Here is a 24,702-nt window from a genome sequence, read left to right on the forward strand (position 1 = left end):
ACGAGGTCATGGAAAGACCGCTAGCTCATTACAACGGAAAGATACGAATTGTAAGTGATGTAGAGGAAACCGATCGAATCCTAGCCAATTTGTTGAAGGAGGAAGTAGTGGGTTTTGATACAGAAGCCAAACCAACCTTCAAAAAAGGGCAACGAAGAAGAATTTCTCTCATTCAAGTGGCAACGGACAAGGAAGTGTATCTTTTCAGAATCAAAGGTACCGGCTTGAGCAATGTGATGATCTCATTCCTAGAAGATGAAGCCATTAAAAAAGTAGGGATCGGATTGATCGATGATTTTCAATTATTAAAAGAGATTCGGAATTTTGAGCCTGGGGGTTTTATAGACCTTAATGACACCTTTACAGAACTTGGTGCGGAGAGCATTGGTGCGCGTAATTTGTCTGCCATGGTGCTTGATATTCGTATTTCTAAATCTGCACAAACCTCCAATTGGGAGGCTGAAAGTTTGAGCGAGAAGCAGAAAAAATATGCCGCAACAGACGCTTGGATATGCTTAGAGATGTATAAGAAATTAGATTATTGGGGCTACCTTTGAGTTCAATTATAAAATACAATGAAAAACTACTACTTGCACTGTCTTTGTTTTTTGTCATCATTCAAGTGAACGCTCAAGGCGATATTGAGGTCACGGGTTTTGGTGGATTTACATTTAAGAATTCATTCAATATTCGCGGAGGGAAAGCGACCGTTGGAGATGGAGGTACCTATGGTGGTAGTTTGGCCTTCGGAATCCAAGATAATCTCGATGTGGAATTCTATTACAGCCGCCAAGAGTCTACCTTGTCGGCGTTTTCAAGTTTTGATAATATCAATTTCCGAGAGTCTGGGAATGTGAGCTACTGGATGTTGGGAGCCAATCGGAATTTCCAAGGATTAAATCCTAACATGTACTTTTTCACTGCGATCCGCCTCGGAGGTGTAACCTTCTCAACGAAGGATGGTACACCCGATAGTATCACAAAATTTGCGGCTTCATTCGGAGGTGGAATGAAATTTTTCTTGAGTGATCAAATGGGAATTAAGCTATCAGGGAACATGTTATTTCCAATCTTTGATGCAGGAGCTGACCTCTGGTTTGGAACAGGTGGAGCTGGTGTTGGTGTTTCTACCTGGTCTCCAATTTTACAATTCAATTTCAACGGCGGAATCTTCTTTCGCTTGAGCAAGTAAACTGCGTTTTCCTAAATGAAAAAACGTCTATGTTGTTTTTTCATGCTGATTGCACTCAGCGCACTCGGTCAACAGAGACTTGAGTTTTCCTTATCTGCCGGTTATTCGGGCCGTAATAGTTTTGCCATCAATGGGGGCTCTGCTCTAATTGAAAATAGTGAGGTGTTTAGTGGCAGTGTAGCTTATTTTATTCAACCCGAGTTCAGTGCCGAGGTCTTTTATTCCAGACAGTTGACAATTCTTTCGGCGTTCTCCTCAATTGATAATTTGCGCATTAGGGAAGAAGGTAGCGTAAGTTATTGGATGCTTGGAATACGACCTGAAATCCCTTCTTCTCTCTACAAGGCAAGTTTTTTCATGTCGTTTAGGTTAGGTGGAGTGACCTTCTCTACGCGTTCTGATGAGTTCGAACGTTCCATCAAGCTGGCAACTTCCTTAGGGGGAGGCATGAGGTATTTTGTAACGGATCGCTTCGGAGTAAACCTAATGGCCAACATGTTACTTCCTGTTTTTGATGCCGGGTCAACCCTATGGTTTGGTACCGATGGCTCTGGCGCAGGGGCTACATCATGGTGTCCAATCCTGCAGCTTAATGTCAATGCCGGACTTTTCTTTCAGCTGTCGTATTGATTTTTTTCTTTCTCGTGCATCCTTTTTTCTGAAGGACTGTCTATCAAAGAAAATCATCGAAATGAAAAAACTCAAATCAACACTATTCATCGCCTTACTTTGCGCGTCAATAAGCTTACAGGCGCAAGAAACCATTGAAAAGACATTTTCAGGGGTAGAGCGGATCAGGTTAACTACTGCGTCCGGCAATGGTACCATAAAAAAGGGTAACTCGAATGAGGTAAAGGTCACCCTGGTGTATACCTACGACGAAGACGACTATCAACCCGAGTTTGAACAACGGGGTTCTTCCTTGATCATTTCAGAGGAGTTTCGCAGAAGCCGCTATACGAGAGGCTACTCTGAATGGACGATCGAAGTGCCTGACGGCCTTTCCCTTGATTTCAAAACAGGTTCAGGAAATATCGAGATTGAAGGATTAACGATAGAGATTCAGGCCAACTCTGGTTCTGGAAATATTGAAGTTTTTGATATCAAAGGGAATACAAGAACAAACACGGGTTCAGGAAATATTGAATTCGATCGTGTGGAAGGTAGTGTGGATGCAAATACAGGTTCAGGCTCAATTCGTATTAGGGAAATCTCTGGAAATGCCGATCTCAATACAGGGTCAGGAAATATTCGAGGAAGTCAGCTGGAAGGTGCGATCTCTTTCAATACAGGCTCAGGAAACATTGAAATGCTGGAGGCTGTATTGACAGGAAGGTCGTCTGTAAGTACAGGCTCAGGCAACGCAAGAATCGAGTTGGCCGCTGCCTTGAATCACGACGTTTCGATCAGCACGGGGTCGGGAAATGCAACCTTGGATTTCAATGGACAAGAAATAGCGGGGGAATTCATCATGAAAGCCCAAGACAAGGACGATATCCGAGCACCTTTCAAATTCGACCGAGTGAGTGGAGATGACGATGACAACGGACGCTGGAGACGAGGGAACTACACGAAAGAAGCCAAGATTGGAAATAAGGACATCTTGATTCGAATAAGCACCGGTTCTGGTCGTGCCGAGGTGAAAGATTGATGCGATAGGTCAGCGAATCTCATTACGGTCACTCTGCACAACTAGTCAAACACGAACAATAAGGTCAAATGCTCAAAAATTTTCTTCTGGTAGCCCTCCGTAACCTACGGAGGAATACCCTTTACTCAGTCATTAACATTTCCGGCTTATCTGTTGGTATCGCCTGTTCAATGCTCATCCTTCTATGGGTTCAGGATGAAACATCCTTTGATAAGTTCATTCCGAAGGCAGAAAAACTACACCAGGTTTGGGTGAATGCCGAATTTGATGGAGCTATTCAGTCGTGGAACTCAGTCCCCTTACCTACTTATGAGGAAATGAAGACCGCAAATGCCAAGATCGTTAATTCTTGTGTCATGGGATGGGGAGCCGAACGACTCTTGACAGTTGGAGAGACGCGATTGATGAAGCAGGGCTATTTTGCCAGTAAGGAGTTTCTTCAGATGTTTGAATTTCCGCTGATCAGCGGGGAGCATGATCAAGTCATGCAAGATCCTTCTTCCATTGTGATATCGAAAGAAGTGGCACTCGCACTTTTTGATCGACTAGATGTCATAGGAGAGTTTATCAAAGTAGATGATGAAAGTACGCTTCAGGTCACAGGAGTTTTAGAAGATGTTCCTCAGAATTCAAGCTTTCAATTCGACTATCTGATTCCTTGGAAACACCGTGAGGCCATTCAAGAATGGGTGGTCAACAACAAAACCAATTGGGGGAATTACTCTTTTCAAGTGTTTGTTGAAACTGCTGGCACAGCAGACGGCGAAGAAGTTGAAGCCGGCATTAAAGATATTTTGACAGAAAAAGGTGAGACGGATGTACCCAGAGAATTCTTTCTTCATCCCATGCCGCGCTGGCGCTTGCATTCTTACTTTGAAAATGGTGTTGAGGCTGGCGGACAACACGAGTATGTCAAGTTATTTACGATCATTGCCTTGTTTATTTTGGTCATTGCTTGTATCAATTTCATGAATTTGGCTACGGCTAGGTCTGAAAGAAGAGCAAAAGAAGTAGGTGTCAGAAAATGTTTGGGGTCAAAGAGAGGTCAACTCATTGTTCAATTTTATGGGGAGTCCCTGTTCATCGCCACTTTGTCTTACCTAGTTGCATTGTTATTGGTCTTGCTGGTGTTACCGGCCTACAATCAACTGGTGGATAAGGTCCTTTTTCTCAATTTGATAGAAATTGAGTTTTGGGTATTCTCCTTGGGGGTTATTTTCCTGACAGGTATTATTTCGGGTAGCTACCCATCCCTATACCTGTCTTCCTTTAATCCGATCAAAACACTTAAAGGAAAAGTGAGTGTTGGCAAGAACGCCAATTTGCCTAGGAAAATTCTCGTGATGCTTCAGTTTGGTTTTGCCGTGGTTTTGATCATTAGCACGCTCGTGATTTTGAAGCAGATCGATCTGGCACGGTCACGTGACTTGGGTTATGAGCAAGATGGTTTGATTTCCATTTCTTTAACGGAAGATATCGACGAGCATTACGATCTGATCAAAGAGGCGCTTGATCGAACCGGTGTGGTGGTGAGTATGACACGATCCAATAGTACCGTGACACAGATCAATTCCAATAATTTCCTTGGATGGCCAGGCAAGCCTGAAGCACAGAAAGTGATGTTCGTGACCATAACGACAACCTATGACTATGCAAAAACGGTAGGTGCTGAAATGTTATACGGGCGTGATTTTTCAAAAGATTTTGCCTCAGACTCCACAGCGATTGTAATCAACAAATCTGCTTTGGACCTGATGCAGTTGGAAGATCCGATTGGCACACAACTCGATCTTTGGGGGCAACAGCGAACGCTGATTGGCGTCATTGACAACATCTTGATGGGTTCTCCTTACGAAGAGGTAAGGCCAATGTTCATGGTTTTGGACAACTGGGGTGGTTCTGTAATGATCAGATTAAAACCGACAACGGATATCCAAGCATCAATGGCTCAAGTACAGGAGGTTTTTGAACAGCATAATCCGGCATACCCATTTGATTATAGTTTTACGGATGTAGAATTTGAGCGGAAATATACTGCCATCAACCTTACAAAGCAGCTATCCACCATTTTTGCCTTGCTGACGATATTCATCACAGGTCTCGGTTTATTTGGATTGGCTTCTTACACGGCTGAGCAACGTACGAAAGAGATTGGAATACGTAAAGTATTAGGCGCTTCTGTGCCCAATTTGGTAGGGTTGATGTCAATCGATTTTGCAAAGCTCGTAATGATGGCCTTTGTCGTTGCGGCTCCCGTGGCTTATTACTTATTGGATGGATATCTTCAGCGCTACGCTATTCGCACAACCATTGATTGGTGGATCTTTGCCTTAACAGGTTTGGTCGCCTTGATTTTTGCTTTGCTGATCGTTATGAACCAGGCAAGAAGAGCGGCAACTGCTAATCCGGCTGTTTCTCTTCGGACCGAATAGTTTTTCTGAGTCCAATATTATCCAACGCAATGATGCCTTTGGTGCTTTGGTCAAACACAAACTGCAGTTTTTTCAACCAGACTTCTTTTTCCTGAGGAATCTGTAAGGGGATGGCGGCAGTTTCCATGTTCAACTCCCATTCATCGCCAAAAGAACCATTCATTTGTTTGAGCTTCATGTATTTTACCTTGAGCAAAGGAGCAGGTTTTATTACTGTGGAGAGTGTGGGGAGTGTCATGGTGTCTTGATCGCTTACGAGTGACACACTGAAGTCAATGGGTTCATCTCCTTCTAGTTTTAGATCTGAGGCATCTGTGCGTCCAATACTAAATGTAAGAGATTCAACATCGCTCAATAAGATGGAATCTTTAAGTATTAATTCATATGTCGCTGTGCCGAGGCTATCTGCGTCCCAACCTAGGATCACAGCATTGGTGCCTTGATTGCCACCATCGCGCATGGTCAATGTTTCCTCTCGCCAGACCAAGAAATTGGAGGCATTGATTGAAACATGTTGGTCATTGACAAGGTTCAAATCTGATTCAAAATCTAACAAATAATCTGTGTTTGGTCGTTGATAATTTCCCAAGAGAACGGTTTCGGGTAGCCAGTTGCTGACCAAGTAAGGTTGTTCAAAAATCGGGTCATAGGCCTGCTGATTAAATAGTCGCTCCGCAAAGGCCGAAATAAAGACTTTAGCGGTTTGCCTTTGCTCTTCGCCTTGAATTAAGGCGCCTGTATTGAGGAACCAACCGGAGGGTTCGCCAAAATCTCTTCTGCCCCAGATCGAATTGAATTGCCCATGATTGGCTTTGTGTATCAAGACTCCTGCCTTGAAATGTTCGCTTGAATCAGGTAGGCTTATGCGTTGATATTGCCGAAGACCAAAAAAGCTTGCTTCATCTGCGTCATATGTGCCCTGAAGAGACAAGTAACTTATGTCTTGAAGTTCGATACGGCGAAAGTAACGAGCATCGGTAGGCGCAATGGCGACCAAGCCCTTAATGCCGTAGTTAAAGTCAAAGGCAACGGAGGCGTCGTCAGGAAAATGGCTCAATTGGTTATAAGCTGCCGCAATCGAGATAGCCTCTCCACCTCTTGAATGACCGATCAAGATGACATTGTCTGTATCGGCTTTTTGAAATAATGGCGACTCTTCATCTTGTGCCCATACTTTCCATTGGTCTAGATGCTTCAAGAGTAGCCAAGCTCGTGCAGGCATTTCTTTTCCTCTGAAATCACCCGACCACGTACCATTGATGAAATTCTCATCCACAGATACTGTGATAAAACCTCGACTTGCCAGCAATTCACCCAGGTAGGCATAGCCGGGATCGCTGTGGTGTTCCATGCCATGATTGCCATGGACGATCAGGACCAAGGGCAGCTGATCTCCTTCGGCAGGCATCCAAACGCGGCCATTGATAGGAGCGTTTTCAATACCGAAGCCCCAATACCTTTCTCTCCATTTTTTTCGTTTTCCTTTCCATTCCGGTAGGAGCGGTAAGGCATTAACTGATTCAGTGGTGTAGGTAACATCTGTTCCAAATTCTTCTCTTCGTATATCATTGCCACTTCCATAAGTGAAATAGCGTACCTCGTGCGAACCTTTTTGTGAGGGGTCAGGTAAAGCAAAGGATTGCCGATCTGATGGATAGTAGTCTTTGGGCTCCAATGGAAAAGGGTCTTCTCCGGATTGAAGGATCGGCCGAAGGGAGAAATAGGCGCATGCCATGCCGATAATTGCAAAACTCAAATAGAGTCCTTTACCTGTTCTGTGACGAAATGCTGAAAATAGGCCACTTCCGATCAGTATTGCACTGGTCATGGCCAACACCATGGATTTAAGGAAGACGGCTCCGGGCCAGCTAAAACGAATTTCGGTGGCCAACCAAAACGTTGCGACCGTGGCCAAGATCAACATCACAAAACGACCCGAGATCCTTGTAAAAATGGCATGAACCAAGGCACCAATCCATCGAAAGGCATAGAAGGCTACTAAACCAATAAGCACATAAACGAACACCTGCAACCACGGTGATAGGCCTGTTCTGAAAAAATAGCCTCCCATGGCAAGAATGAACAAACACAATGCCCATAGTCCCAAATAGGCTCCGATCAGAAAACTGTCGTTTTTTTTGAAACGATAGTCCTCTTTAAGTTTTTTAAAGAATCTCTGCATGTAGTCTGAGTATATTGAAAGATAAGAAAAAGGGGGAAAGGCTGGGTTTGCTTTCTTATTAGCGGTTAAATTCTCTATAGAATTGAAAGCATCGGGCTCCTTGAAATTCAAAAAGTTCGCCCTTAGTCATACCATTTTTGTAGGCGATACGTTGGGAGGCAAAATTCTCGATAGCTATTGTAGATATTACTTTATACCCGAGTTCATGGCGAATAAAATACTCCATAAACCGCTCTGCGATTTCCGAGGCAATTCCTTTACCCCAATAAGCGGGAATTACGGAATACCCAATTTCATAAACATCCTCTCCTAAAATGTTTTCTCGCCAAATGAGCCCTCCATTACCTACCAATTGGTGATTGGATTGGTTATACGCACCCAATATGCCTAGGCCACTCGTTGTGTAACGGGCCATTTGTCTATCAATCCATTTCTTGGATTCAATTGGAGCAGCTTGTGGGTTGTCGATTCCCACAAACCGCAGGTCTGGATTGTTCAGGAAGAATTTCTCCCAACTTTTTAGGTCCTTATAGCTTAGGTAGTCGTAGTAAAGAGTGGCGGAAGTCAGTGGGAATTGGTAGCTGTTCATCGTTAACGTTTGGTAAAAGCAATGGGTGTTCCCGTATCGTTCAAAAGCTTTACTTGTGCTGCCAGCTCCTGCGTTTTACTGATGAGGCAAGTGGCCTCAAGACGACAAGTCATTTCGAATTGCTGTTCCTTGATCTTTAAGTCGAAGTCCTTCACCAATTTCATGACCTCGTTCATTTGCTCATAGGCAAATTTGAAGAGGACAACATCTCGAATGTCTACCTCTATGATCTGATTGGCGTCCAAAGCATCTTGCGCAGCGGTTCTGTAGGCATTTATCAATCCGCTTACCCCCAACTTGGTGCCCCCAAAATATCGAACCACCATGACTAAGGTATTGGTCAATTCTCTACTTCGAATTTGACCTAAAATGGGGTCGCCTGCAGAGTGATTGGGTTCTCCATCATCGTTTGCTCGGACCTGTTCACCTTTTTGCCCGAGCGCATAAGCATAACAATGGTGCCGAGCGTCATAATACTGTTTTTTGAATTCTTCCAGCATTTCCTTTACATCTTCCTCAGAATGAACCGGTGTCGCTAAACCTATGAATTTACTGCCTTTCTCTTTGTATAAACTTTCTGAAAGCTGCTTTATGGTTCTGTACTTATCGATCATCTAAACAAATAGGTTAACATCTCCTGATGGCTCAGTAATAAAATCACCAAAATAGCAACAAAAAGCCCAATCCAATTGATCTTGGTGAGTCTTTCGTTAAAGAGTAGAATGGCGCTGAAGGTCGCTAAGATGATGATCCCTACGTTGACAGTGGGATAAACAAGTGCACCATTATTTTCAAAATAAGAAAGCGCCTTTAGAATGAAGTACACCGAAAAGTAATTGGGTATTCCTAAATAGATTCCGCCAATCAACTCTTTTAGTCCGAAGGGTATTCTTTTTATCAGAGCGAATGCCAAGCCGATCAAAAAGGCAAAAAGAAAAATGTAAATAGGAAATACAGCACTTAACTGCTCATTGATGAGTTGTCGATTGACGAAATTCAAGCTGGTGTCAATCAGTCCTCCTAAAAAGAATACTGCAAGTGGAAGGCCTAGCCGTCTAATGTTGGAACGAGGGATGTCCTCTTTTTTCTTGAATGTGACCAAAATGATGGCTAAAAAAGCCAGCAATATGCCAAGGTAGTGCCATCGGTTAAGATCATCTGTACCGTACTTGAAAATGAATAGGCTAAAAAAAACCGGAATGGCCAGGCTCATTTTGCTGGCTACCGTTGCAACGGCGACTCCACGAATTTGTGTAGTTCGGGCCATCAAATAAAAAGTACTAATAAAACAAAGGCCTAGAAAGACCGCAGAAATAAACCAAGGAGCAGTGGGATCACTCGATCGAAGTAATTGTTCAGGACCAACAAATAGGACTCCGGTGATGACGCAAACGGCATAATTTGTCAAGATAGCAGGGAACGTGTCGATGCGAAATCGACTGAACGATCGAAAAGCAAGAAAGATCAAGACATTCAATAAAACGGCCAATAGCACGTAGATCATGATGTAAAACTAGTATTCCGAATCAGTTTTTATTTACTTCAAGAGTCTCTTTTCTTAATTAGATGGAAATGCCCTTAGAACCTCGTGTGATTAACTTTAAACGGATCATCGATCCAAGAGGGCAATTGTGCTTCACTGAATTTCAACACGAGATTCCTTTTGAAGTCAAAAGGATCTATTGGATCAATGAGATGCCCGAAAACCAAAAAAGAGGAGGCCATGCCCATCGAACTGACATTCAATTGATCGTTTGTTTACTGGGAAAAGCCAAGGTAAGACTCGAGTCGACTCAGGATGAAGAGTTTACGGTTAGGTTGGACCCTGCTCACCAAGGCTTGATCATTCCTCCTATGTGGTGGGGTGAAATGGAGTTCTCGCATCAAGCCGTATTGCTTGGCATGGCTTCTGAAGTTTTTGATGAAGAAGACTACATTCGAGATAAAGCGGATTTTCAATGAAATCACTGCGCGTTGTTCAGGAATTGAAAAACAGCCTTGACTGGTCCTTTGATCCGTTTTTATATGATCAGGAGAAGTTTCAATCGATCAACAATGACTTGCCTCGCAAGCACTTTTACCTAATAGATGAGGGGAATAAGCGCATTGAAGGTCATGTCTGCTTTCAGCTTTCTGAAGGAAAAGCCATCTCCCACACGACAGCCCCCTTCGGTGGGTTTTCTTTCCATGAGACAGTGGCCATTGAGAACAGACTTTTTTTTGTTTTGGAGGTGCTTCGGTTGATGAGGGCAGAGGGTGTTTCTTCATTAGTGATTCATCAATCTCCTTTGATGACGGCAATGGATACAGCCTTTCTAGAGAGGTTAGAACTCTTAGGTTTTACGACCATAAGGCAGCGCGAATACCAAATGTGTTCGCTGAATAGTGATTTTATGGTGGGACTGCACGATATGGAGCGGAGGAAACTGAAAAAAGCAGAAGAAAAAGGCTTTCTATTTGATTTAGCTCCTGCTTCTAAGTTGAAGGAAGTATTAGACTTTGTGACAGAACAGCGCAGTATTTTGGGTTATGATTTCTCGATGAATTGGGAGCAATTGCGTGAGTATCAAAAAGCATTTCCAGCTCACTATGTGGGTGCCAGGGTTTGGGATGGGCCTAAATTAATAGCTGCCTCCGTTATGGTTATGGAAGATCGAAAAATGCTTTATCAGTTTGCACCGGCACATCTTAGATCCTATAACCGATATTCCCCCTTGGTTTACTTGACGAGTGGAGTTTATGCATGGGCCAAACAACAAGGGTTTAAATGGTTGAACTTGGGGACTTCTTATGTGTCGGAAGAGAAGAATGAAGGGTTGTTTCGCTTTAAGGAAAATTTAGGGGCCCAATCTTTTATTGCACCTTCTCTTCAAAAAGTAATAACTTCGTTGTAAACAGGGCGGAATTGAAATCCAATTTTCTTAAGAGTTCTTCGTGGTCGTTTACAGCCGTAGCGTTTCGTGCGATAGGAGGGTTGACGATCAATAAATTATTCTCCATTTACCTAGGCCCGGCAGGGCTGACCTTACTCTCCCATTTTCAGAATTTAACCTCACTTTTCACCTTAGTCCCAAGTGAAGGGGTCAATCGAGGGATCATGAAGTACTGGTCGGATCCAAAGTTATCAGAAGCAGAAAAAAAGGAGGTTTTTCAATCCGGTATTTGGGTTACATTGACGATCTACCTGCTGACTTTCTTAGGACTTTATGTGTGGCAAGGCGACTTCTTTTTCAATCGTTTCATACAAGATCTAAGCGCTTCACGTTTCTTGACGATCTTTATTCCGGCTGTTTTGCTTATGCTCTTATCGGGTTATTTGAACTCTGTAATTCTTGCCCTAAGAAGAGTAAGAGCCTATGCCATCATCAATATCATTGGATTGATCTTGTTGGTAGGAGCGGTCTATCTCGGTATTCAGTCCGGTAATCAAGATCAAGCCTTATTGAGTTTTGCGCTGGGTTATGGATTGATGTTTTTCTGTGCCCTGGTCTACCTTCTGGCAAACCAGAAGACCTATCGCTTGTCTGTTGGGAAACCTAACAAACGCGCATTAGGCAGAATATTCAAGTTTTTGGCCATGGCGGTAAGTGCCATCATTTTTGGTCGTTTCTTAGACTTTATGGTGCGCGATTACGTCATCGATCTTTATGGGTTAGAAAGAACGGGTTACTGGCAGGCCGTTGCAAAAATGTCCACAAGCTACCTGCTGGTCTTTACCGGAACGGTAGGTGTGGTTTACTATCCTAAAATGGCTTCCTTAATTCATGAGCACGGTGAACTGAAGTCGTATGTGTTGCGCGTGATGGGGTTTGTTTGCTTTGTCAGCGTCATCGCTTTGGGTATTTATTGGTTGAACAAGGAATTTGTGCTTAAGCTCTTCTTTGCCAACGGGTTTGAGAAAGGAGCTTATTTGGTGAAGTATCAGGTGGTGGGTGATTTCTTCTCCATTCTCTCTTATCTCTTGGCTTACTTACTCAGTGCGAGAGTAGAAACCATCAAATACATCTTTGCACAATTGTTTTCAGCCTTGATCTATGTGGTGCTGATCACGGTACTTATCGATCACTTTGAATTAGAAGCCCTCACCATTGCCTACATGTTTCGATACGTTGGATTTTTCTTTCTATTGCTTTGGTTGAATAGGAGGTCATTGTTCAGATGAAACCATTAGTCAGCGTAATTGCCATATCTTATAATCATGCCGCTTATTTGGAAGAAGCGCTTGACTCATTATTCAATCAAAGTTATGATCATTTAGAGATCTTATTGATCGATGACGCAAGTACAGATAATTCCGTAGTAGAACTCGAGAGAATTACTTCCTCCAAACAGTTGCAGTTCATCAAGCACAAGGTGAATCGTGGCTACACCAAAACCTTCAATGAAGGACTCGCACATGCAAGTGGTCAATATGTCATCGACTTTGCCTTGGATGATGTCTTATTGCCTCACTTCATTTCCCATTCCGTTGAAGTGCTTGAAGCAAGTGGAGATGAAGTGGGCTTGGTTTTTAGCAATGCCGCCTACATCGACGATGAAAGCAAGGTCATCGGGTACCACAACGACATACTCTTCGAGAAAGGAATGATCAAAGCCGTTCCACATGGAGATGTTTTTCAGTGGGTTTTACGGCGGTACTTCATTTGTACGCCGACCATGGTCATGAGAAAATCCATGTTGGATAAGTTAGGCGGATATGATGAAACATTAGCCTATGAAGATTTTGATTTGTGGGTGCGCGCCTCACGCCATTGGCAGTTTGCGTATTTGAATAAAGTGACGCTCCAAAAGCGGAAATTACTGACGTCGATGTCCGCTCAGCGACATTTGCATCATTACAATGAACAGATGCAGTCGGCATTCATTGTCTGTAGTAAGGCGTTTCACTTGTGCAAAACGAAAGCCGATCTCAAGGCCTTGTATGAACGGATAAATTATGAATACCGGCAATGTGTTAAATATGGCGCAGAGGAATTAGCAGACCAATACGTAGAGTTGATCGACCAGGCAGGTGGGCGATTAACGCTTAAATCCTTAGCCTTTCGATGGCAAAAGGGAAAATTTCAACTGATTCGTTAGGCATGAGTTGACCTGCTTTTGTTGAGAAAAAACAGATTAAACTCCTTTAGTTCTAGATATTTACTTCATTGACGCCAATTTCGTGGACTTGGTCATAGCACATTTCTTTCATTTCAAATCTGTCTGTATCCTCGTTCAATACTTGGCAGGCTTCAATGGGTTTGACATAAACATGAAGTGTCATGGCTCTTTTATTCGATCTATTCTCAATTTTATGATAGCCCAAGGTATCGTTCATGTAACTGATTTGTCCTGGGGATAAGGTCCCAATAGATGCTACTTGTAATTCTTGGGTGTCACCGGAATAACGTGTTTCTACTACTGTACCGTCTAATTGGTAGACCCAGCAATTTTGGTTTGCATGGTCGTGAACGGCTGTTTCGGAGCTGCCATCCCAGCACAATAAAATGAACTCGTAATCTTCTGTTCGCGCCAGGCAGTTTCTTGTGTAGTCGTTTGGTTTCCAAGAAGCGTATTCTAGCAGGTCGGTTAGGGGAATGTCTATATTTTTGATAATTTTAACCTGTTCTAAGGGATCGGCGTCATCAAAATTTTCTATTAGTTCTTGTACTGAGGTGATAGGATCCATGAATAAACTCTATTTGATTCTCCCCGATTCGGTTAGGATTCAACACGATTGCAAAAGATCCGGGCGGAGAATGGTTACACGATATAACCGAAGGTACTAAAAAACAGACTTATTGTAAAATCTACCCCTTGATATGAGGAAAACACTAGAAAAGTTCACGGAAATAACGGAAGATCTATTACAAGACGAAAAGGAGCATCCCGTGGCGGAGTTTATCCCTGCAGAAGAGCTTTTTGATACGCTGGATCTTGAGCTTACTGAAGAAGGTAGCCCTTCTTCTGAGTTTGAGGAGGCACTTAGAGACTTAGTCATGAAAACCCCTCGAACAGGAACGAATGCCTTTTTTAACCAACTCTTTGGTGGAAGGAATGAGCATGCCATTCTAGGGGAGTTGTTAGCGGTCATGCTGAACAATAGTATGTATACCTACAAGGCCGCAGGTCCTCAAATTGGCGTCGAGAAGGTTATACTGAGAAAGGTGTGTGATCTCATTGGATGGGATAGGGCAGCAGACGGAACATTCGCGCCTGGTGGGTCTATGACCAATTACATGGCCATGGTGATGGCCAGAGATGCTGCAAATGATCAGATTCGATTCGAGGGTGTTACAGAGAGAATGACGGTCTATACATCGGTGGAATCGCACTACAGTATCCCAAAGAATGCAGCCTTTATGGGGATTGGAAGGGACCATGTTCGAAAAGTACCTACTGATGAACAAGGCAGAATGGACATGGTAAGCTTAGCAGAAATGATTGAGCATGACGTGCAAGAAGGATTTCTCCCCATTATGGTGAATTGCACAGCCGGAACCACTGTTTTAGGTGCCTTTGATGACATCCGAGCGGCAACGGAGATATGTAAGAAACACAATATTTGGTTACACGTCGATGGGGCTTATTGTGGATCCGTGCTCTTCAGTGAGCATTACAAGCACCTGATTGATGGAGTAGAGTTGGTTGATTCATTCAGTTTTAATGCTCACAAAATGCTAGGTACACCGCTGTCCTGTTCGATCATCGTGGCAAAGAATAAAGAGCACCTCCATGATTCTTTCTCAAATGACGCGAGCTATTTGTACCAAACAGACCACGATGAATTCAACCTGGGGAAAATGTCATTACAATGCGGAAGAAGAAATGATGCCCTTAAATTCTGGACTCTTTGGAAAAGCGTAGGGACCAAGGGACTCCAACGAATTGTTGATCAGCAGTTTTTGTTGGCCGATGTTGCGCTTGATTACATAAGAAATCATCCGGATTATACCCTCTATTCTTATGATGAATCCGTTTCGGTCTGCTTTAATTACAAAGACATTCCGGCTGAGGATGTTTGTACCGCCCTGTATGAGCATGCCGAGCTAATGGTCGGCTATGGCACATTCAGGGAAGACACCTTTATACGCCTGGTGACCATTAATGCACAAAATGAGAAAGAAGATATTCTGAATTTCTTCAGGGTACTGGAGCAATTTGTTGAAGAAAACGAAGAAGTGTTCATAGCGCAAATCAACCAATAACCTGATATGGAACCCACTAAGCTGGTTGTACTTGGTCTATACGTAGCGATTTTATTTGTCATTGGTCTTGTGGCCTCTCGCCGCGTTAAGAGCATGAGCGATTTCTATGTTGGTGGGAAGAAACTGGGTTTTCTAGCGGTAGCCTTTTCTGCCCGAGCAACGGGAGAGTCAGGTTGGCTGTTGATCGGATTGACCGGTATGGGCGCCTTATCAGGTCTTTCTGCGTATTGGGTAGTGGTTGGCGAAGTGCTCGGAGTTGCCATTTCTTGGTGGTTCATGGCTAAGAAATTTAAACGAAAGACGGATGATTATGGTGCCATTACAGTGCCTGATTATCTTGAAAGTCATTTCAAGTCGACCAAGCACACCATTCGAATCGTCGCTTCCATCATACTTTCTGTTTTTGTGATCATCTACGTGAGTTCTCAAATCGATGTCACCGGTAAGGCTTTTGAGAGCATGATCGGCATAGACTACTATTGGGGTGCGATTATTGGATTTTTGATCGTGCTTTCTTACATCTTTATTGGAGGCTTTGTTGCTGCCGTATGGTCTGATTTGTTTCAAGGTGTGCTCATGTTCCTTGGACTTGTCTTGCTCCCGATTGTGGTTTTTTTCTCCTTGGACGGGCCTGTCGCCATTACGGAAAGCTTGCATTCGATCGATCCTACTTTGACCAATTGGTTTGGTACCAGCGAAGACCCTTGGTTTAACCTGGCGACCATGTTGGGCTTTGCTTTTATTGGGCTCGGATTTCTGGGTTCTCCACAGGTTTATGTGCGCTTTATGTCGATCAAAAACGAAGCCCAGATCGACAAGGGCAAATGGGTGGCTGTGGTCTTTACCTTGTTAACGGATGCTGCCGCCGTAACCATCGGCATTTTAGGAAGGATAATTTTTACTGAAAACGGTCAAGATCCGGAAATGATATTGGGCGGCGGGGCTGAAAATGTTCTCAGCATGTTAACCGACAACTTCCTCCCGTATTTTGTTGCTGCCATTTATGTCGCCATTGTCCTTTCTGCGATCATGTCCACCATCGATTCTCTTTTGGTGATTGCTTCAAGTGCTATTGTAAGAGATTTTTATCAGAAAATATTCAGACCTGACACGCTTGATCAAGACCTTGGACCCTTGTCGAAAAAAGTAACGCTGGTCATGGCTTTATTGGCGTTGGCCATCGCCATGATCATCGCAGTCATTGCACCGAATCACACCGTGTTTTGGTTGATTATTTTTGGTTGGTCGGGAATTGCCGCATCTTTTTGTCCTGTGATCATCCTCTCGTTGTTTTGGAAAGGCTTATCAGAAAAAGGTGCTATAGCCGCTATGATTGCCGGATTCCTATCCGTAGGTATTTTTAAGTTTGTCATACAACCCATCGAAGGCATTGGCGAGTACTTTGTTCAACTAGATGTTTTAGGTCCTTCTTTTGCCATTGGAATGCTTGTCGCCTTTATCTTCTCAAGAATTTATCCACCAACACACTTACCTGATGTCGCAATGCAAGAAAAGGAGTCCTGAAAAATCAGCAAAAATAACGTATTGAAGACCGTATTTTTAGTTGAAAGGCTTTGATGCGCGACATTCCCTGAATATATTCTACACGTTTATAAGAGGTCAATGAATTGCCTTGAAGAACCATTATTTTTTATGCATTGAAAGAAGGAGAAAAGGATAAGATTGACACATTACAACTTCAACTCCGGGGTAGTGGAAGCGGCATTGAATGCAAAACTCTTATACAATATCAAACCTAAAGCATGCTCTAGATTCTCGCCTTATGCAGAAGGCTTCGTTTCAACCGCCAATGCGAACATAGAAAATGGAAACCCTTTTTGGGTAGTCAGTGATCGGTATTATGTTGGGGGTGGATTAGCGTGGACATATGGAAATCAGCAACCAGGTTCACTTTATTTTAGAGCAGATGGGGCGCATTTTATGATAGCTACACAGGGCCGTTTGTAAGGTTTACAGGAACATTTTCCTTCCCGATCAAGAAACACGTGCACTTAAATGGCCAATTTGAATACTTCAATCAGGAGCTTTATTATTCAAATGGGTTTCGATTTGGCATCAGTTATTTCTTAGACAGAAAAAGACAATACACCTATCGAAAAAGGCCTTATGATAGTCTCTATGAATGAGATCAGTCCATTGGATCTTTTAATCGATCAGTAAACATGGTCCTAAGTTTCTGAAGTTTCGGGTTAATGACCGCCATACAATAGGGTTGATTTTGATGTTCATTATAGAAGTTCTGGTGGTCTGCTTCAGCTTTATAAAATGCATCGCCCACTTTAATTTCGGTCACTATAGGATCATCAAACAGGGCCGAGAGTTCTGATTTTACTTCTTCAGCGATTTTTTGTTCTTCTTCATTGCGAGCAATGACGATTGAGCGATACTGGGTGCCCGTATCATAGCCCTGTCGATTCAGTGTGGTGGGATCGTGGGTTGAAAAGAAGATGCGCAACAGATCAGCATAACTTAGCTCATTCGGATCATAGGTCACTTTGATGACCTCAGCATGCTCCGTTCTGCCACTGACCACTTCTCGGTACGTTGGATTTGCAATAATACCTCCTGCATAACCAGACTTAACAGTAACCACTCCTTTGATGCGCTGAAAAACTGCTTCTGTACACCAAAAACAACCGCCACCAATAATTGCTGTGGCCGTTAGTGATTCAGTCGATAAGAGTTGCATGGAAGCTGAATTGATACAATAGCGCAAACCGCTAGGCGCTGGCCCGTCTGGGAATACGTGTCCCTGATGGGCATCACAAACATTGCACATAACTTCCACGCGGGTCATGCCAAAGCTAGTGTCCTTCTCGTATTTGATCGCGTTTTCGGCAACAGGTTGCGTGAAACTTGGCCAACCAGATCCAGAATCGAATTTTTCTCTTGAGTCGAAAAGAGGTGTGCCGCAGCATACACAGCCGTAGAGGCCTGGCTCATGTCGTTCACAGAATTCACCTGTTCCGGCGCGTTCAGTTCCCTTTTGTCTGGCAATTTGAAACTGCTCAGTAGTGAGTAATTCTTGCCATTCGGTAGTGGATTTTTCTACCCTACGGTCAGGAGCTGGGCTGCCGTTGTTTGCAAATTTAATGACGTCTATCCAGGTTAGCATTTCTTAATGTTTAACGCTAAACAGTTCTAGGAAGCTGAAGGTTCTCGACCTTCCACAAGATTTTTACAAAGTGGCCAGAAGTACCTCAATTTTCCCACTGAGCTCTTCTGCCATTTGAAGAAGTTCCCTTGGCGAATTCGATGGAATAGAGTCTTGAGGGCTTTGAACATCAATGGCGTATTCGTTTCCTTTCCGTCTGACCAGCACGTTACATGGCAATTGTATGCCAATACTCGGCTCCAATGTAATGGCTTGATGGGCCAAGCCTGGATTACAGATCTGTAGGAGTTTGTATTCTCCAATGTCTTCACCAATCTTTTCTTTCAGCGTTTGCTGAAAATCGATGGTATGCAAAACACCGAAACCAATTTCTTTAAACGCTATTGTTAATTGTTCTTCAAGCTGTCCCAAAGAATTGGCTTGTATAGTTGTTGAGATGGCCATTTTATGCTTCTTCTTTGTTTAACAACTCTTTTTCAATGATCTTTTCCAATGCATTTTTAGGAAGTGCACCAGCTTGCATCATGGGCTGTCTGCCGTCAGCTGGAATGAATAAAATGCTAGGGATGCTACGAATGCCAAACATGGCGCTCAATTGCTGTTCTGCCTCTGTATCTACTTTATAGATGTCTATTGCCGGTATTTCATTAGAAAGTTCTTCGAAGATCGGAGCCACCATTTTGCAAGGACCACACCAATCGGCATAAAAATCAATAATTGCTGGTTTCTCACCCTTGAATTTCCATTCTTTTTCGTTTTCGAAGTCAAAAACATGCGCTTTGAAATCGGCTAATGTTAAGTTTTTTGTTGGCATAATTTTCTTGTTATGCAGCTATAAGGAAAATAGGCAAAAAGGAGTTCCCTACCTTTTTTCTAAGTGTAACATGAGTTACAAAGCAGGCGGTCTTAAACATATTGTTTAATCGGTAGTCTTTTACTTATGCTCGTTGGAATAGACTATGGAAGTAAATTGGCAGGGACTACAGTAATTGCCAGTTTAGGTAGTGATAATGTCATACAATTGATCAGTTCTGACAAAAAACAAGATGCTGATGAGATGATTCGTCGCGAAATGAATAGACTCCAACCGTCTCTTGTCGGAATTGATGCACCGCTAAGTTTACCTTCTGTGTATCAAGGAAAAGGGGAGGATTACTTTTATCGTCAGTGTGATCGGCAATTAAGGGCCATGTCTCCCATGTTTCTCGGGGGACTGACTGCGCGCGCAATGAAGCTTAACGCACAACTCGAAGTTCCACTGATTGAGGTCTATCCGGGCGCCCTAGCCCGTGCAAAGTCATTTGAGGAATTCAATTACAAGCAGAAAACAGTGGCCTACGAAAAAATATTGAGTAGCCTTGATTGGGCTTGTGAATATGCAGCACTTCCTGAAAACGGGCATCAACTAGACGCCATTTTAGCCTTGTACATCACCTGGCGATTCAAGAACAATCAAGCGGAGCAGGTTGGTGATCCTGATGAGGGTTTGATCTATTATTGAGCTTGAACCTTGTCTTCGATATAGCTCACGGCCTGACCTATGGTCAGTAGCTTTTCCGCATCACTGTCAGGGATTCTGATGTCGAAGGTTTGTTCGAACTCCATCACAATCTCAGCATAATCCAGTGAGTCGATTCCAAGGTCTTTTATAAAATTGGCATCTAGGGTAGCTTCTGTAGGGGCGATTCCAATTTTGTCAACTAGAATGGTCGTGATTTGCTCTTGAACTGTACTCATTGAACGGGTTTATAATGATGTGGGAAGTTAAGTCTTTTCAATAAATACTAAAACCTTAAAGTGAATTCCGTTCCTTCCCCAATGACAGAACGGACACTAATTGCCCCGCCATGTTTTCGCATGATCTGTTTCGATAAGCTGAGCCCAATTCCAGAACCTTGTTTTTTAGTAGTGAAAAATGGAATAAAGATTTTAGTCAATGCCTCTTCATCAATACCTGAGCCATTGTCTCGAATGGTTAAGGTCGGTCGTTCGTAAGGGTTAATAAAACAATTGATCACTAAGAATTTTTCATGTGTGTTCTCTTCCATGGCATGAATGGCATTTTGAAAAATGTTGATCAATACCTGCTCGATCTGCTCTTTATCCACCATGAATATCAGACCACGTGGTTTTACATTCAATGAAATCTCAATGCCCCTCTCTTCCAATTGCTTGGAAAGTAAAACGAGAATGTGCTGAATGACGTCTTGCATGTCCTCCTCCTTCATCTTTGGTTCAGGCAGTCGGGTCAGGTTTCTGAAATCTGAAACAAAGTGAATCAGTCCTTCGCTTCGTTTTTTAATGGTCTTTACGGCAAGGTAAATGTCTTCGAGCTCGTCCTTTTCAATAGGAACATCATCTTCTATGTTATCGACCAAGTTCTCTTCGACTGTCGCAGCTAATGACGATAGGGGAGTGACGGAATTCATGATCTCATGGGTCAGCACTCGAATCAGGTTCTGCCATGCATCCATTTCCTTTTCTTCCAATTCACTTTGGATGTTTTGAATGGAAACCAGTTTGAATTCTTCTCCTCTCAGTACGAGTTCTATCACATAAACAGAAAGTTGAATCCTACTTCCCTCTATCGAAATATCAATTAGATCGCTACCGCCGGTTTTTAGTTTTACCAACGATTCAACCAACTTCGGACTCACTTTACTTAATTCGAAAATACTCGCAATAGAATCAACACCGATGAGTTGTTTTGCCGCTGCGTTGATGATTTGTACGTCTCCTTGCTTATTGAAGGTGATTAGGCCAATACCCACATGTTGTACGATCGTTCGGAAGTAGTGGTAATTGGCTTCCTTTTCCGCTCGAATTTCGCGAAACTTTTTGATCACACTATTGAACTCTTGATAGAGCTCATTCATGGATTTACCACGCCCCTTGGTTGGGTACGTGGTCGTAAAGTCGTCGTATCGGATAGAGCTTAGAAAGTTTGAGATCTCGCGATTGGTTTTGTCAAGCACCTTGAGTAGAAAATACACTTGAATTAGAGCGAAGAGCCCAAGATAAATGGAGCTGCTCACCTGATCCAATCGGTAATAGGTGTGCGCAATGCCGATCATCGTCAAAAGCAATAACGCGATGCGTGCGATTATATTGAGCCGGAGGTTTTTAAAGCCCATGTTTCTCTAGTCTTCGATACAAAGAAGCTCGTGTAAGGCCTAATTCTTTTGCAGCCTTACTGATATTACCTGAGTGTTTGTTGATGGCTTTCAGGATCACATTTTTTTCCACATCATCGAGGTTCAGGTTGTCGCTATTGTCAATCGTCTGATCGGTCTTTTGCACCAGGAAAAAGAAATCATCGGGCATTAAGGCTTGCCCTTCGCTCATGATAATGGCGCGCTCAATAGCGTGCTGCAATTCACGAATGTTGCCAGGCCAGCTATATTTTTCCAGTTTCTTAAGCGCAGAAGGAGCTATTTTCTTTCCAGGCTTTCTATACTTTTCGGCGTATACCTTTACAAAGTGCTGTGCTAAAAGAGAAATATCTCCTTGGCGGTCGCGAAGCGCCGGAAGATGAATCTCAACCGTATTGATTCGATAAAGTAGGTCTTGTCGAAAAGTACTGTCCGCTACCATTTGGTAAACGGGCATATTGGTCGCACAGATCAAACGAATGTCAATGTCCATCGATTGGTTATTGCCTATTCGAGTGACTTTTCGGTTTTGAAGTACGGTCAGGAGTTTGGACTGCAAAGGCATGCTCAGGTTACCAATCTCATCCAAGAACAAGGAACCGCCAGAAGCGACCTCGAAACGGCCGGCTCGGTCTTCTTTTGCGTCAGTAAATGAGCCTTTTTTATGTCCAAATAGTTCGCTTTCGAAAAGGGTTTCTGTAATGGCTCCCATGTCCACGCCAACAAACACGTTGTCTTTCCGCAGTGAACGCTGGTGAATGGCACGAGCCACCAACTCTTTGCCTGTACCATTTTCTCCTAAGATGAGGACATTGGCATCAGTACCGGCCACTTTGTCGATGATGCTAAAGACATTTTTCATCGAAGGACTGTCGCCAATGATGTTTTGAAACGGTTTATTAATGTCTGCTTCTAATTGCTTGTTGGCTGTTTTGAGCTTATCTACTTCTTTATAAGACTCTTTCAGTTTAATGGCTGCAGAAAGAGTGGCCAACAACTTCTCGTTTTGCCAAGGCTTAAGCACAAAGTCCGTTGCGCCCTGTTTGAGGGCTTGGACAGCCATTTCTACGCCTCCAAAAGCAGTGATCATGATAACAACCGCCTTAGGGTCGGCATCCAGTATTTGTTCTAACCAATAGAACCCCTCTTTGCCACTTGTTGTGTCCTTACTGAAGTTCATATCCAATAGGATAACGTCGTAAGAGTCGTTGTTCATGAGGAAAGGAATCTTCTTTGGATTCTTTTCTATGAGTACCTCTTTGGCATGTTTTTTCAATAACAGTTTGGCCGCGATGAGCACATCTTCATCGTCATCGATGACTAGTATTTTTCCTAATTGCTTCTCCATTGACATCATTTGAGTGGTATTAAGCTGAAATGATGCCAACACCCGTGGTCAGCTGAATGGGCATCATCATAAGTTTCAATGTACGATAATGATCGATAAAGTGTTCGTTTAAGGACATATTAAACTGGCGGAAGTGATCGGCGTAATGTTTCCTCTTTTATTAGCCTTATGATTTTAATAAGTTTTATTTTTCTTAAAATAAGTTGGTACATATATTTTTCATTTTACCTCAGAAAAATGAGCGAAATGAAGAGGGCTTATTTTGCAGATGTTAACAAAGTACTTATATTGCCATCGTTGTTTTGAATTAATTATACATTAATTCAGATATTTTGAGTTTTTGACCTTTGGGCTCGGTTCTGACCAAACTGAGCCTTTTTTTATGCCCTTCCCTTTCTAAAACCCCATTAAAGTGTTCGATTCCGATCAATATGTGTTTTGAATGTGTACACTTTCATTCGATGTAAATCTTCCTGATATTATATAATACGCTGATAATTAGTGTGTTGTAAAATTGGCACCCTTGTTGCCACTAGGGAGTCGGAATAGAAAACACAGAATAGATAGCAATGGACAGAAAAATCAAAAAGAAGCAGTTTACACTAAAGCGCGTAGTGACAGTTGTTGGTAGTGCTAGTGTATTATTTTTAATTCTCTATGTCTTCGTTTTTGCGGATAACTCATCGAAACTCAATGTAGAACTGGATAAGATCAGTGTAGCTGCTGTTTTTGAAGGTCCGTTTCAAGAATATATTCCTATAGAAGGAGCAGTAGAGCCCAAAACAACGATTCGGTTGGATGCTGTTGTAGGAGGAAATGTGAAGCGTCGTTTTCTTGAAGGTGGCGTAGAGGTGAGCGAAGGAGACACCATCCTAAAGCTTGAGAACAGTAATTTGGAAATGAGTTACATTCAACAACAGACGCAAACCAATCGATTAAGAAACGAGATTGAAAACACAAATAATCAACTCCAACAAAGGCTTTTCGCCACTAAGGCGCAAGTAATTACCTTGGATTTTGATATCGATGAGGCGAGAGATCGTTACCAACGAAATAAATTGCTTTGGCAAGATAGTGTCATTTCAGAGTTGGATTTTTTAAATTCAAAAAGGATGTACGATCGATTGTTGGCAACACGGACGAATACTTTAAAGCAAATGGAGTTTGATTCAATCAACGCCGTTACCCAGGTAAAACAGAATACAGAACGTCTTGTGACCTCTCAAGAAAGTTTGGAGATCGTACGACGACAGTTGGAAGACTTGTGGGTAACTGCTCCGATTGACGGACTATTGTCAACAGTAAATGTTGAAATTGGGCAACAAATCGGTCAAGGGACTACCATTGCCCAAATCGATGACCTGGATGGATTTAAGATCAGAGCAAATGTCGATCAGCACTACTTGCCTAGAGTCTACGAAGGACTGGTAGGAACTTATGATTTTGCTGGCAATTCATATGCGCTCACTATTCGAAAGAAGTTTCCTGAAATCATTAACGGCCAGTTCGTTGTGGAGATGGTCGGTGAAGTGCCTGATGGAGTGAGAAGAGGTCAAACGCTTTCTATTAGGCTTCAATTAAGCGAAGAAAAGAACGCTGTTCAGATACCGCGCGGAAGCTTCTTCCAGACCACAGGAGGCAATTGGATTTTCGTTCTTAACGAAACGGGAGATGTTGCAGAAAGACGCCAGATCAGAATTGGAAATCAAACTCCAAGACATTACGAGGTTTTAGAAGGTCTCCAGCCGGGTGAAAAGGTCATCTTTTCTTCTTACGACGGCTATGATGACAAAGACAAACTGATTATCAAACAATAATTAATTCAATACAACT

Annotated in this window: 25 protein-coding genes; 14 read left to right on the plus strand and 11 right to left on the minus strand. The window is 42.9% G+C overall.

Annotated features, from left to right (window positions below; all coding sequences use genetic code 11):
- The first annotated feature begins 8 nt into the window (after nucleotides 1-8).
- The 5 genes from AC2D6U_RS01865 (at nucleotide 9) to AC2D6U_RS01885 (ending at nucleotide 5,275) form a co-directional block, all read left to right on the plus strand.
- On the plus strand, nucleotides 9-557 hold the full coding sequence (locus tag AC2D6U_RS01865; RefSeq protein WP_484719236.1) for a 3'-5' exonuclease: 549 nt from the start codon (nucleotides 9-11) through the stop codon (nucleotides 555-557).
- The gene (locus tag AC2D6U_RS01870) at nucleotides 554-1,192 is read left to right on the plus strand and encodes a porin family protein (protein WP_484719237.1); all 639 of its coding nucleotides are present in this window, start codon (nucleotides 554-556) and stop codon (nucleotides 1,190-1,192) included. Before AC2D6U_RS01865 ends, AC2D6U_RS01870 begins: the two co-directional genes overlap by 4 nt.
- 42 nt (nucleotides 1,193-1,234) lie before the next feature.
- Nucleotides 1,235-1,822 carry a hypothetical protein gene (locus AC2D6U_RS01875; protein ID WP_484719238.1) on the plus strand — a complete coding sequence of 196 codons (588 nt, stop codon included), beginning with the start codon at nucleotides 1,235-1,237 and terminating at the stop codon, nucleotides 1,820-1,822.
- A gap of 61 nt (nucleotides 1,823-1,883) precedes the next feature.
- The gene (locus AC2D6U_RS01880) at nucleotides 1,884-2,843 is read left to right on the plus strand and encodes a DUF4097 family beta strand repeat-containing protein (protein WP_484719239.1); all 960 of its coding nucleotides are present in this window, start codon (nucleotides 1,884-1,886) and stop codon (nucleotides 2,841-2,843) included.
- A 68-nt stretch (nucleotides 2,844-2,911) separates the two neighbouring features.
- On the plus strand, nucleotides 2,912-5,275 hold the full coding sequence (locus tag AC2D6U_RS01885; protein WP_484719240.1) for an ABC transporter permease: 2,364 nt from the start codon (nucleotides 2,912-2,914) through the stop codon (nucleotides 5,273-5,275).
- Here the strand turns inward: AC2D6U_RS01885 and AC2D6U_RS01890 are convergent.
- Genes AC2D6U_RS01890 through AC2D6U_RS01905 form a run of 4 tightly spaced genes read right to left on the minus strand, consistent with a single transcriptional unit; the run spans nucleotide 5,244 to nucleotide 9,550 of the window.
- On the minus strand, nucleotides 5,244-7,457 hold the full coding sequence (locus AC2D6U_RS01890) for a hypothetical protein (RefSeq protein ID WP_484719241.1): 2,214 nt from the start codon (nucleotides 7,455-7,457) through the stop codon (nucleotides 5,244-5,246). The two genes, AC2D6U_RS01885 and AC2D6U_RS01890, sit on opposite strands and share 32 nt — an antisense overlap.
- A 58-nt stretch (nucleotides 7,458-7,515) precedes the next feature.
- Entirely contained in the window at nucleotides 7,516-8,046 is a 531-nt protein-coding gene (locus AC2D6U_RS01895; RefSeq protein ID WP_484719242.1) for a GNAT family N-acetyltransferase, read from the minus strand.
- Between the two features lie 2 nt (nucleotides 8,047-8,048).
- The gene (locus AC2D6U_RS01900; protein WP_484719243.1) at nucleotides 8,049-8,660 is read right to left on the minus strand and encodes an IMPACT family protein; all 612 of its coding nucleotides are present in this window, start codon (nucleotides 8,658-8,660) and stop codon (nucleotides 8,049-8,051) included.
- Nucleotides 8,657-9,550: a hypothetical protein gene (locus AC2D6U_RS01905; protein ID WP_484719244.1), complete on the minus strand. Its 894-nt coding sequence runs from the start codon at nucleotides 9,548-9,550 to the stop codon at nucleotides 8,657-8,659. The genes AC2D6U_RS01900 and AC2D6U_RS01905 overlap by 4 nt, the downstream gene beginning before the upstream one ends.
- A gap of 68 nt (nucleotides 9,551-9,618) precedes the next feature.
- Here AC2D6U_RS01905 and AC2D6U_RS01910 point away from each other — a divergent pair, with 68 nt between their 5' ends.
- Genes AC2D6U_RS01910 through AC2D6U_RS01925 form a run of 4 tightly spaced genes read left to right on the plus strand, consistent with a single transcriptional unit; the run spans nucleotide 9,619 to nucleotide 13,125 of the window.
- A complete protein-coding gene (locus AC2D6U_RS01910) occupies nucleotides 9,619-10,008 on the plus strand; it encodes a sugar 3,4-ketoisomerase (RefSeq protein WP_484719245.1) in 390 nt (129 codons plus the stop codon).
- Nucleotides 10,005-10,940 carry a GNAT family N-acetyltransferase gene (locus tag AC2D6U_RS01915; RefSeq protein WP_484719246.1) on the plus strand — a complete coding sequence of 312 codons (936 nt, stop codon included), beginning with the start codon at nucleotides 10,005-10,007 and terminating at the stop codon, nucleotides 10,938-10,940. Before AC2D6U_RS01910 ends, AC2D6U_RS01915 begins: the two co-directional genes overlap by 4 nt.
- A gap of 11 nt (nucleotides 10,941-10,951) precedes the next feature.
- Nucleotides 10,952-12,208: an MATE family efflux transporter gene (locus tag AC2D6U_RS01920; RefSeq protein ID WP_484719247.1), complete on the plus strand. Its 1,257-nt coding sequence runs from the start codon at nucleotides 10,952-10,954 to the stop codon at nucleotides 12,206-12,208.
- Nucleotides 12,205-13,125 (plus strand): glycosyltransferase family 2 protein, encoded by a 921-nt coding sequence (locus AC2D6U_RS01925; RefSeq protein WP_484719248.1) that lies wholly within the window; start codon nucleotides 12,205-12,207, stop codon nucleotides 13,123-13,125. Before AC2D6U_RS01920 ends, AC2D6U_RS01925 begins: the two co-directional genes overlap by 4 nt.
- Nucleotides 13,126-13,177: 52 nt before the next feature.
- Here the strand turns inward: AC2D6U_RS01925 and AC2D6U_RS01930 are convergent, their stop codons facing one another.
- Complete coding sequence (locus AC2D6U_RS01930; protein WP_484719249.1) at nucleotides 13,178-13,714, minus strand: cysteine dioxygenase; 537 nt, start codon at nucleotides 13,712-13,714, stop codon at nucleotides 13,178-13,180.
- A gap of 133 nt (nucleotides 13,715-13,847) precedes the next feature.
- Between AC2D6U_RS01930 and AC2D6U_RS01935 the strand changes: the two genes are divergently transcribed.
- From AC2D6U_RS01935 to AC2D6U_RS01945, 3 genes are all read left to right on the plus strand, one after another.
- Nucleotides 13,848-15,233: a pyridoxal phosphate-dependent decarboxylase family protein gene (locus AC2D6U_RS01935; RefSeq protein WP_484719250.1), complete on the plus strand. Its 1,386-nt coding sequence runs from the start codon at nucleotides 13,848-13,850 to the stop codon at nucleotides 15,231-15,233.
- Nucleotides 15,234-15,239: 6 nt separating this feature from the next.
- Entirely contained in the window at nucleotides 15,240-16,757 is a 1,518-nt protein-coding gene (locus tag AC2D6U_RS01940; protein ID WP_484719251.1) for a sodium/proline symporter, read from the plus strand.
- A 159-nt stretch (nucleotides 16,758-16,916) separates the two neighbouring features.
- A complete protein-coding gene (locus tag AC2D6U_RS01945; RefSeq protein WP_484719252.1) occupies nucleotides 16,917-17,201 on the plus strand; it encodes a hypothetical protein in 285 nt (94 codons plus the stop codon).
- 181 nt (nucleotides 17,202-17,382) lie between these two features.
- On the opposite strand, the gene AC2D6U_RS01950 is transcribed toward AC2D6U_RS01945, so the two are convergent.
- The 3 genes from AC2D6U_RS01950 to trxA form a co-directional block, all read right to left on the minus strand.
- Complete coding sequence (locus tag AC2D6U_RS01950) at nucleotides 17,383-18,369, minus strand: bifunctional methionine sulfoxide reductase B/A protein (RefSeq protein ID WP_484719253.1); 987 nt, start codon at nucleotides 18,367-18,369, stop codon at nucleotides 17,383-17,385.
- A gap of 63 nt (nucleotides 18,370-18,432) precedes the next feature.
- The gene (locus AC2D6U_RS01955) at nucleotides 18,433-18,813 is read right to left on the minus strand and encodes a DUF302 domain-containing protein (protein WP_484719254.1); all 381 of its coding nucleotides are present in this window, start codon (nucleotides 18,811-18,813) and stop codon (nucleotides 18,433-18,435) included.
- Nucleotide 18,814: 1 nt separating this feature from the next.
- Complete coding sequence (trxA, locus tag AC2D6U_RS01960; RefSeq protein WP_484719255.1) at nucleotides 18,815-19,183, minus strand: thioredoxin; 369 nt, start codon at nucleotides 19,181-19,183, stop codon at nucleotides 18,815-18,817.
- 126 nt (nucleotides 19,184-19,309) lie between these two features.
- Here trxA and AC2D6U_RS01965 point away from each other — a divergent pair, with 126 nt between their 5' ends.
- A complete protein-coding gene (locus tag AC2D6U_RS01965; protein WP_484719256.1) occupies nucleotides 19,310-19,870 on the plus strand; it encodes a hypothetical protein in 561 nt (186 codons plus the stop codon).
- On the opposite strand, the gene AC2D6U_RS01970 is transcribed toward AC2D6U_RS01965, so the two are convergent.
- Genes AC2D6U_RS01970 through AC2D6U_RS01980 form a run of 3 tightly spaced genes read right to left on the minus strand, consistent with a single transcriptional unit; the run spans nucleotide 19,864 to nucleotide 22,869 of the window.
- Nucleotides 19,864-20,106 carry an acyl carrier protein gene (locus tag AC2D6U_RS01970; protein WP_484719257.1) on the minus strand — a complete coding sequence of 81 codons (243 nt, stop codon included), beginning with the start codon at nucleotides 20,104-20,106 and terminating at the stop codon, nucleotides 19,864-19,866. The genes AC2D6U_RS01965 and AC2D6U_RS01970 overlap by 7 nt on opposite strands.
- Nucleotides 20,107-20,153: 47 nt before the next feature.
- A complete protein-coding gene (locus AC2D6U_RS01975; RefSeq protein WP_484719258.1) occupies nucleotides 20,154-21,503 on the minus strand; it encodes a sensor histidine kinase in 1,350 nt (449 codons plus the stop codon).
- The gene (locus tag AC2D6U_RS01980) at nucleotides 21,493-22,869 is read right to left on the minus strand and encodes a sigma-54-dependent transcriptional regulator (RefSeq protein ID WP_484719259.1); all 1,377 of its coding nucleotides are present in this window, start codon (nucleotides 22,867-22,869) and stop codon (nucleotides 21,493-21,495) included. The genes AC2D6U_RS01975 and AC2D6U_RS01980 overlap by 11 nt, the downstream gene beginning before the upstream one ends.
- A gap of 569 nt (nucleotides 22,870-23,438) precedes the next feature.
- Here AC2D6U_RS01980 and AC2D6U_RS01985 point away from each other — a divergent pair.
- Entirely contained in the window at nucleotides 23,439-24,686 is a 1,248-nt protein-coding gene (locus AC2D6U_RS01985; RefSeq protein ID WP_484719260.1) for an efflux RND transporter periplasmic adaptor subunit, read from the plus strand.
- The last annotated feature ends 16 nt before the right edge of the window (nucleotides 24,687-24,702 follow it).

This window comes from Roseivirga sp. YIW32 (assembly GCF_057219245.1).

Bases quoted from the DNA above. Each gene is read 5' to 3' on its own strand.
- AC2D6U_RS01865 (WP_484719236.1), top strand. From the start codon at position 9: ATGGAAAGACCGCTAGCTCATTACAACGGAAAGATACGAATTGTAAGT.
- AC2D6U_RS01875 (WP_484719238.1), top strand. From the start codon at position 1,235: ATGCTGATTGCACTCAGCGCACTCGGTCAACAGAGACTTGAGTTTTCC.
- AC2D6U_RS01880 (WP_484719239.1), top strand. From the start codon at position 1,884: ATGAAAAAACTCAAATCAACACTATTCATCGCCTTACTTTGCGCGTCA.
- AC2D6U_RS01885 (WP_484719240.1), top strand. From the start codon at position 2,912: ATGCTCAAAAATTTTCTTCTGGTAGCCCTCCGTAACCTACGGAGGAAT.
- AC2D6U_RS01890 (WP_484719241.1), bottom strand. From the start codon at position 7,457: ATGCAGAGATTCTTTAAAAAACTTAAAGAGGACTATCGTTTCAAAAAA.
- AC2D6U_RS01895 (WP_484719242.1), bottom strand. From the start codon at position 8,046: ATGAACAGCTACCAATTCCCACTGACTTCCGCCACTCTTTACTACGAC.
- AC2D6U_RS01900 (WP_484719243.1), bottom strand. From the start codon at position 8,660: ATGATCGATAAGTACAGAACCATAAAGCAGCTTTCAGAAAGTTTATAC.
- AC2D6U_RS01905 (WP_484719244.1), bottom strand. From the start codon at position 9,550: ATGATCTACGTGCTATTGGCCGTTTTATTGAATGTCTTGATCTTTCTT.
- AC2D6U_RS01910 (WP_484719245.1), top strand. From the start codon at position 9,619: ATGCCCTTAGAACCTCGTGTGATTAACTTTAAACGGATCATCGATCCA.
- AC2D6U_RS01915 (WP_484719246.1), top strand. From the start codon at position 10,005: ATGAAATCACTGCGCGTTGTTCAGGAATTGAAAAACAGCCTTGACTGG.
- AC2D6U_RS01925 (WP_484719248.1), top strand. From the start codon at position 12,205: ATGAAACCATTAGTCAGCGTAATTGCCATATCTTATAATCATGCCGCT.
- AC2D6U_RS01930 (WP_484719249.1), bottom strand. From the start codon at position 13,714: ATGGATCCTATCACCTCAGTACAAGAACTAATAGAAAATTTTGATGAC.
- AC2D6U_RS01935 (WP_484719250.1), top strand. From the start codon at position 13,848: ATGAGGAAAACACTAGAAAAGTTCACGGAAATAACGGAAGATCTATTA.
- AC2D6U_RS01940 (WP_484719251.1), top strand. From the start codon at position 15,240: ATGGAACCCACTAAGCTGGTTGTACTTGGTCTATACGTAGCGATTTTA.
- AC2D6U_RS01950 (WP_484719253.1), bottom strand. From the start codon at position 18,369: ATGCTAACCTGGATAGACGTCATTAAATTTGCAAACAACGGCAGCCCA.
- AC2D6U_RS01955 (WP_484719254.1), bottom strand. From the start codon at position 18,813: ATGGCCATCTCAACAACTATACAAGCCAATTCTTTGGGACAGCTTGAA.
- trxA (WP_484719255.1), bottom strand. From the start codon at position 19,183: ATGCCAACAAAAAACTTAACATTAGCCGATTTCAAAGCGCATGTTTTT.
- AC2D6U_RS01965 (WP_484719256.1), top strand. From the start codon at position 19,310: ATGCTCGTTGGAATAGACTATGGAAGTAAATTGGCAGGGACTACAGTA.
- AC2D6U_RS01970 (WP_484719257.1), bottom strand. From the start codon at position 20,106: ATGAGTACAGTTCAAGAGCAAATCACGACCATTCTAGTTGACAAAATT.
- AC2D6U_RS01975 (WP_484719258.1), bottom strand. From the start codon at position 21,503: ATGGGCTTTAAAAACCTCCGGCTCAATATAATCGCACGCATCGCGTTA.
- AC2D6U_RS01980 (WP_484719259.1), bottom strand. From the start codon at position 22,869: ATGGAGAAGCAATTAGGAAAAATACTAGTCATCGATGACGATGAAGAT.
- AC2D6U_RS01985 (WP_484719260.1), top strand. From the start codon at position 23,439: ATGGACAGAAAAATCAAAAAGAAGCAGTTTACACTAAAGCGCGTAGTG.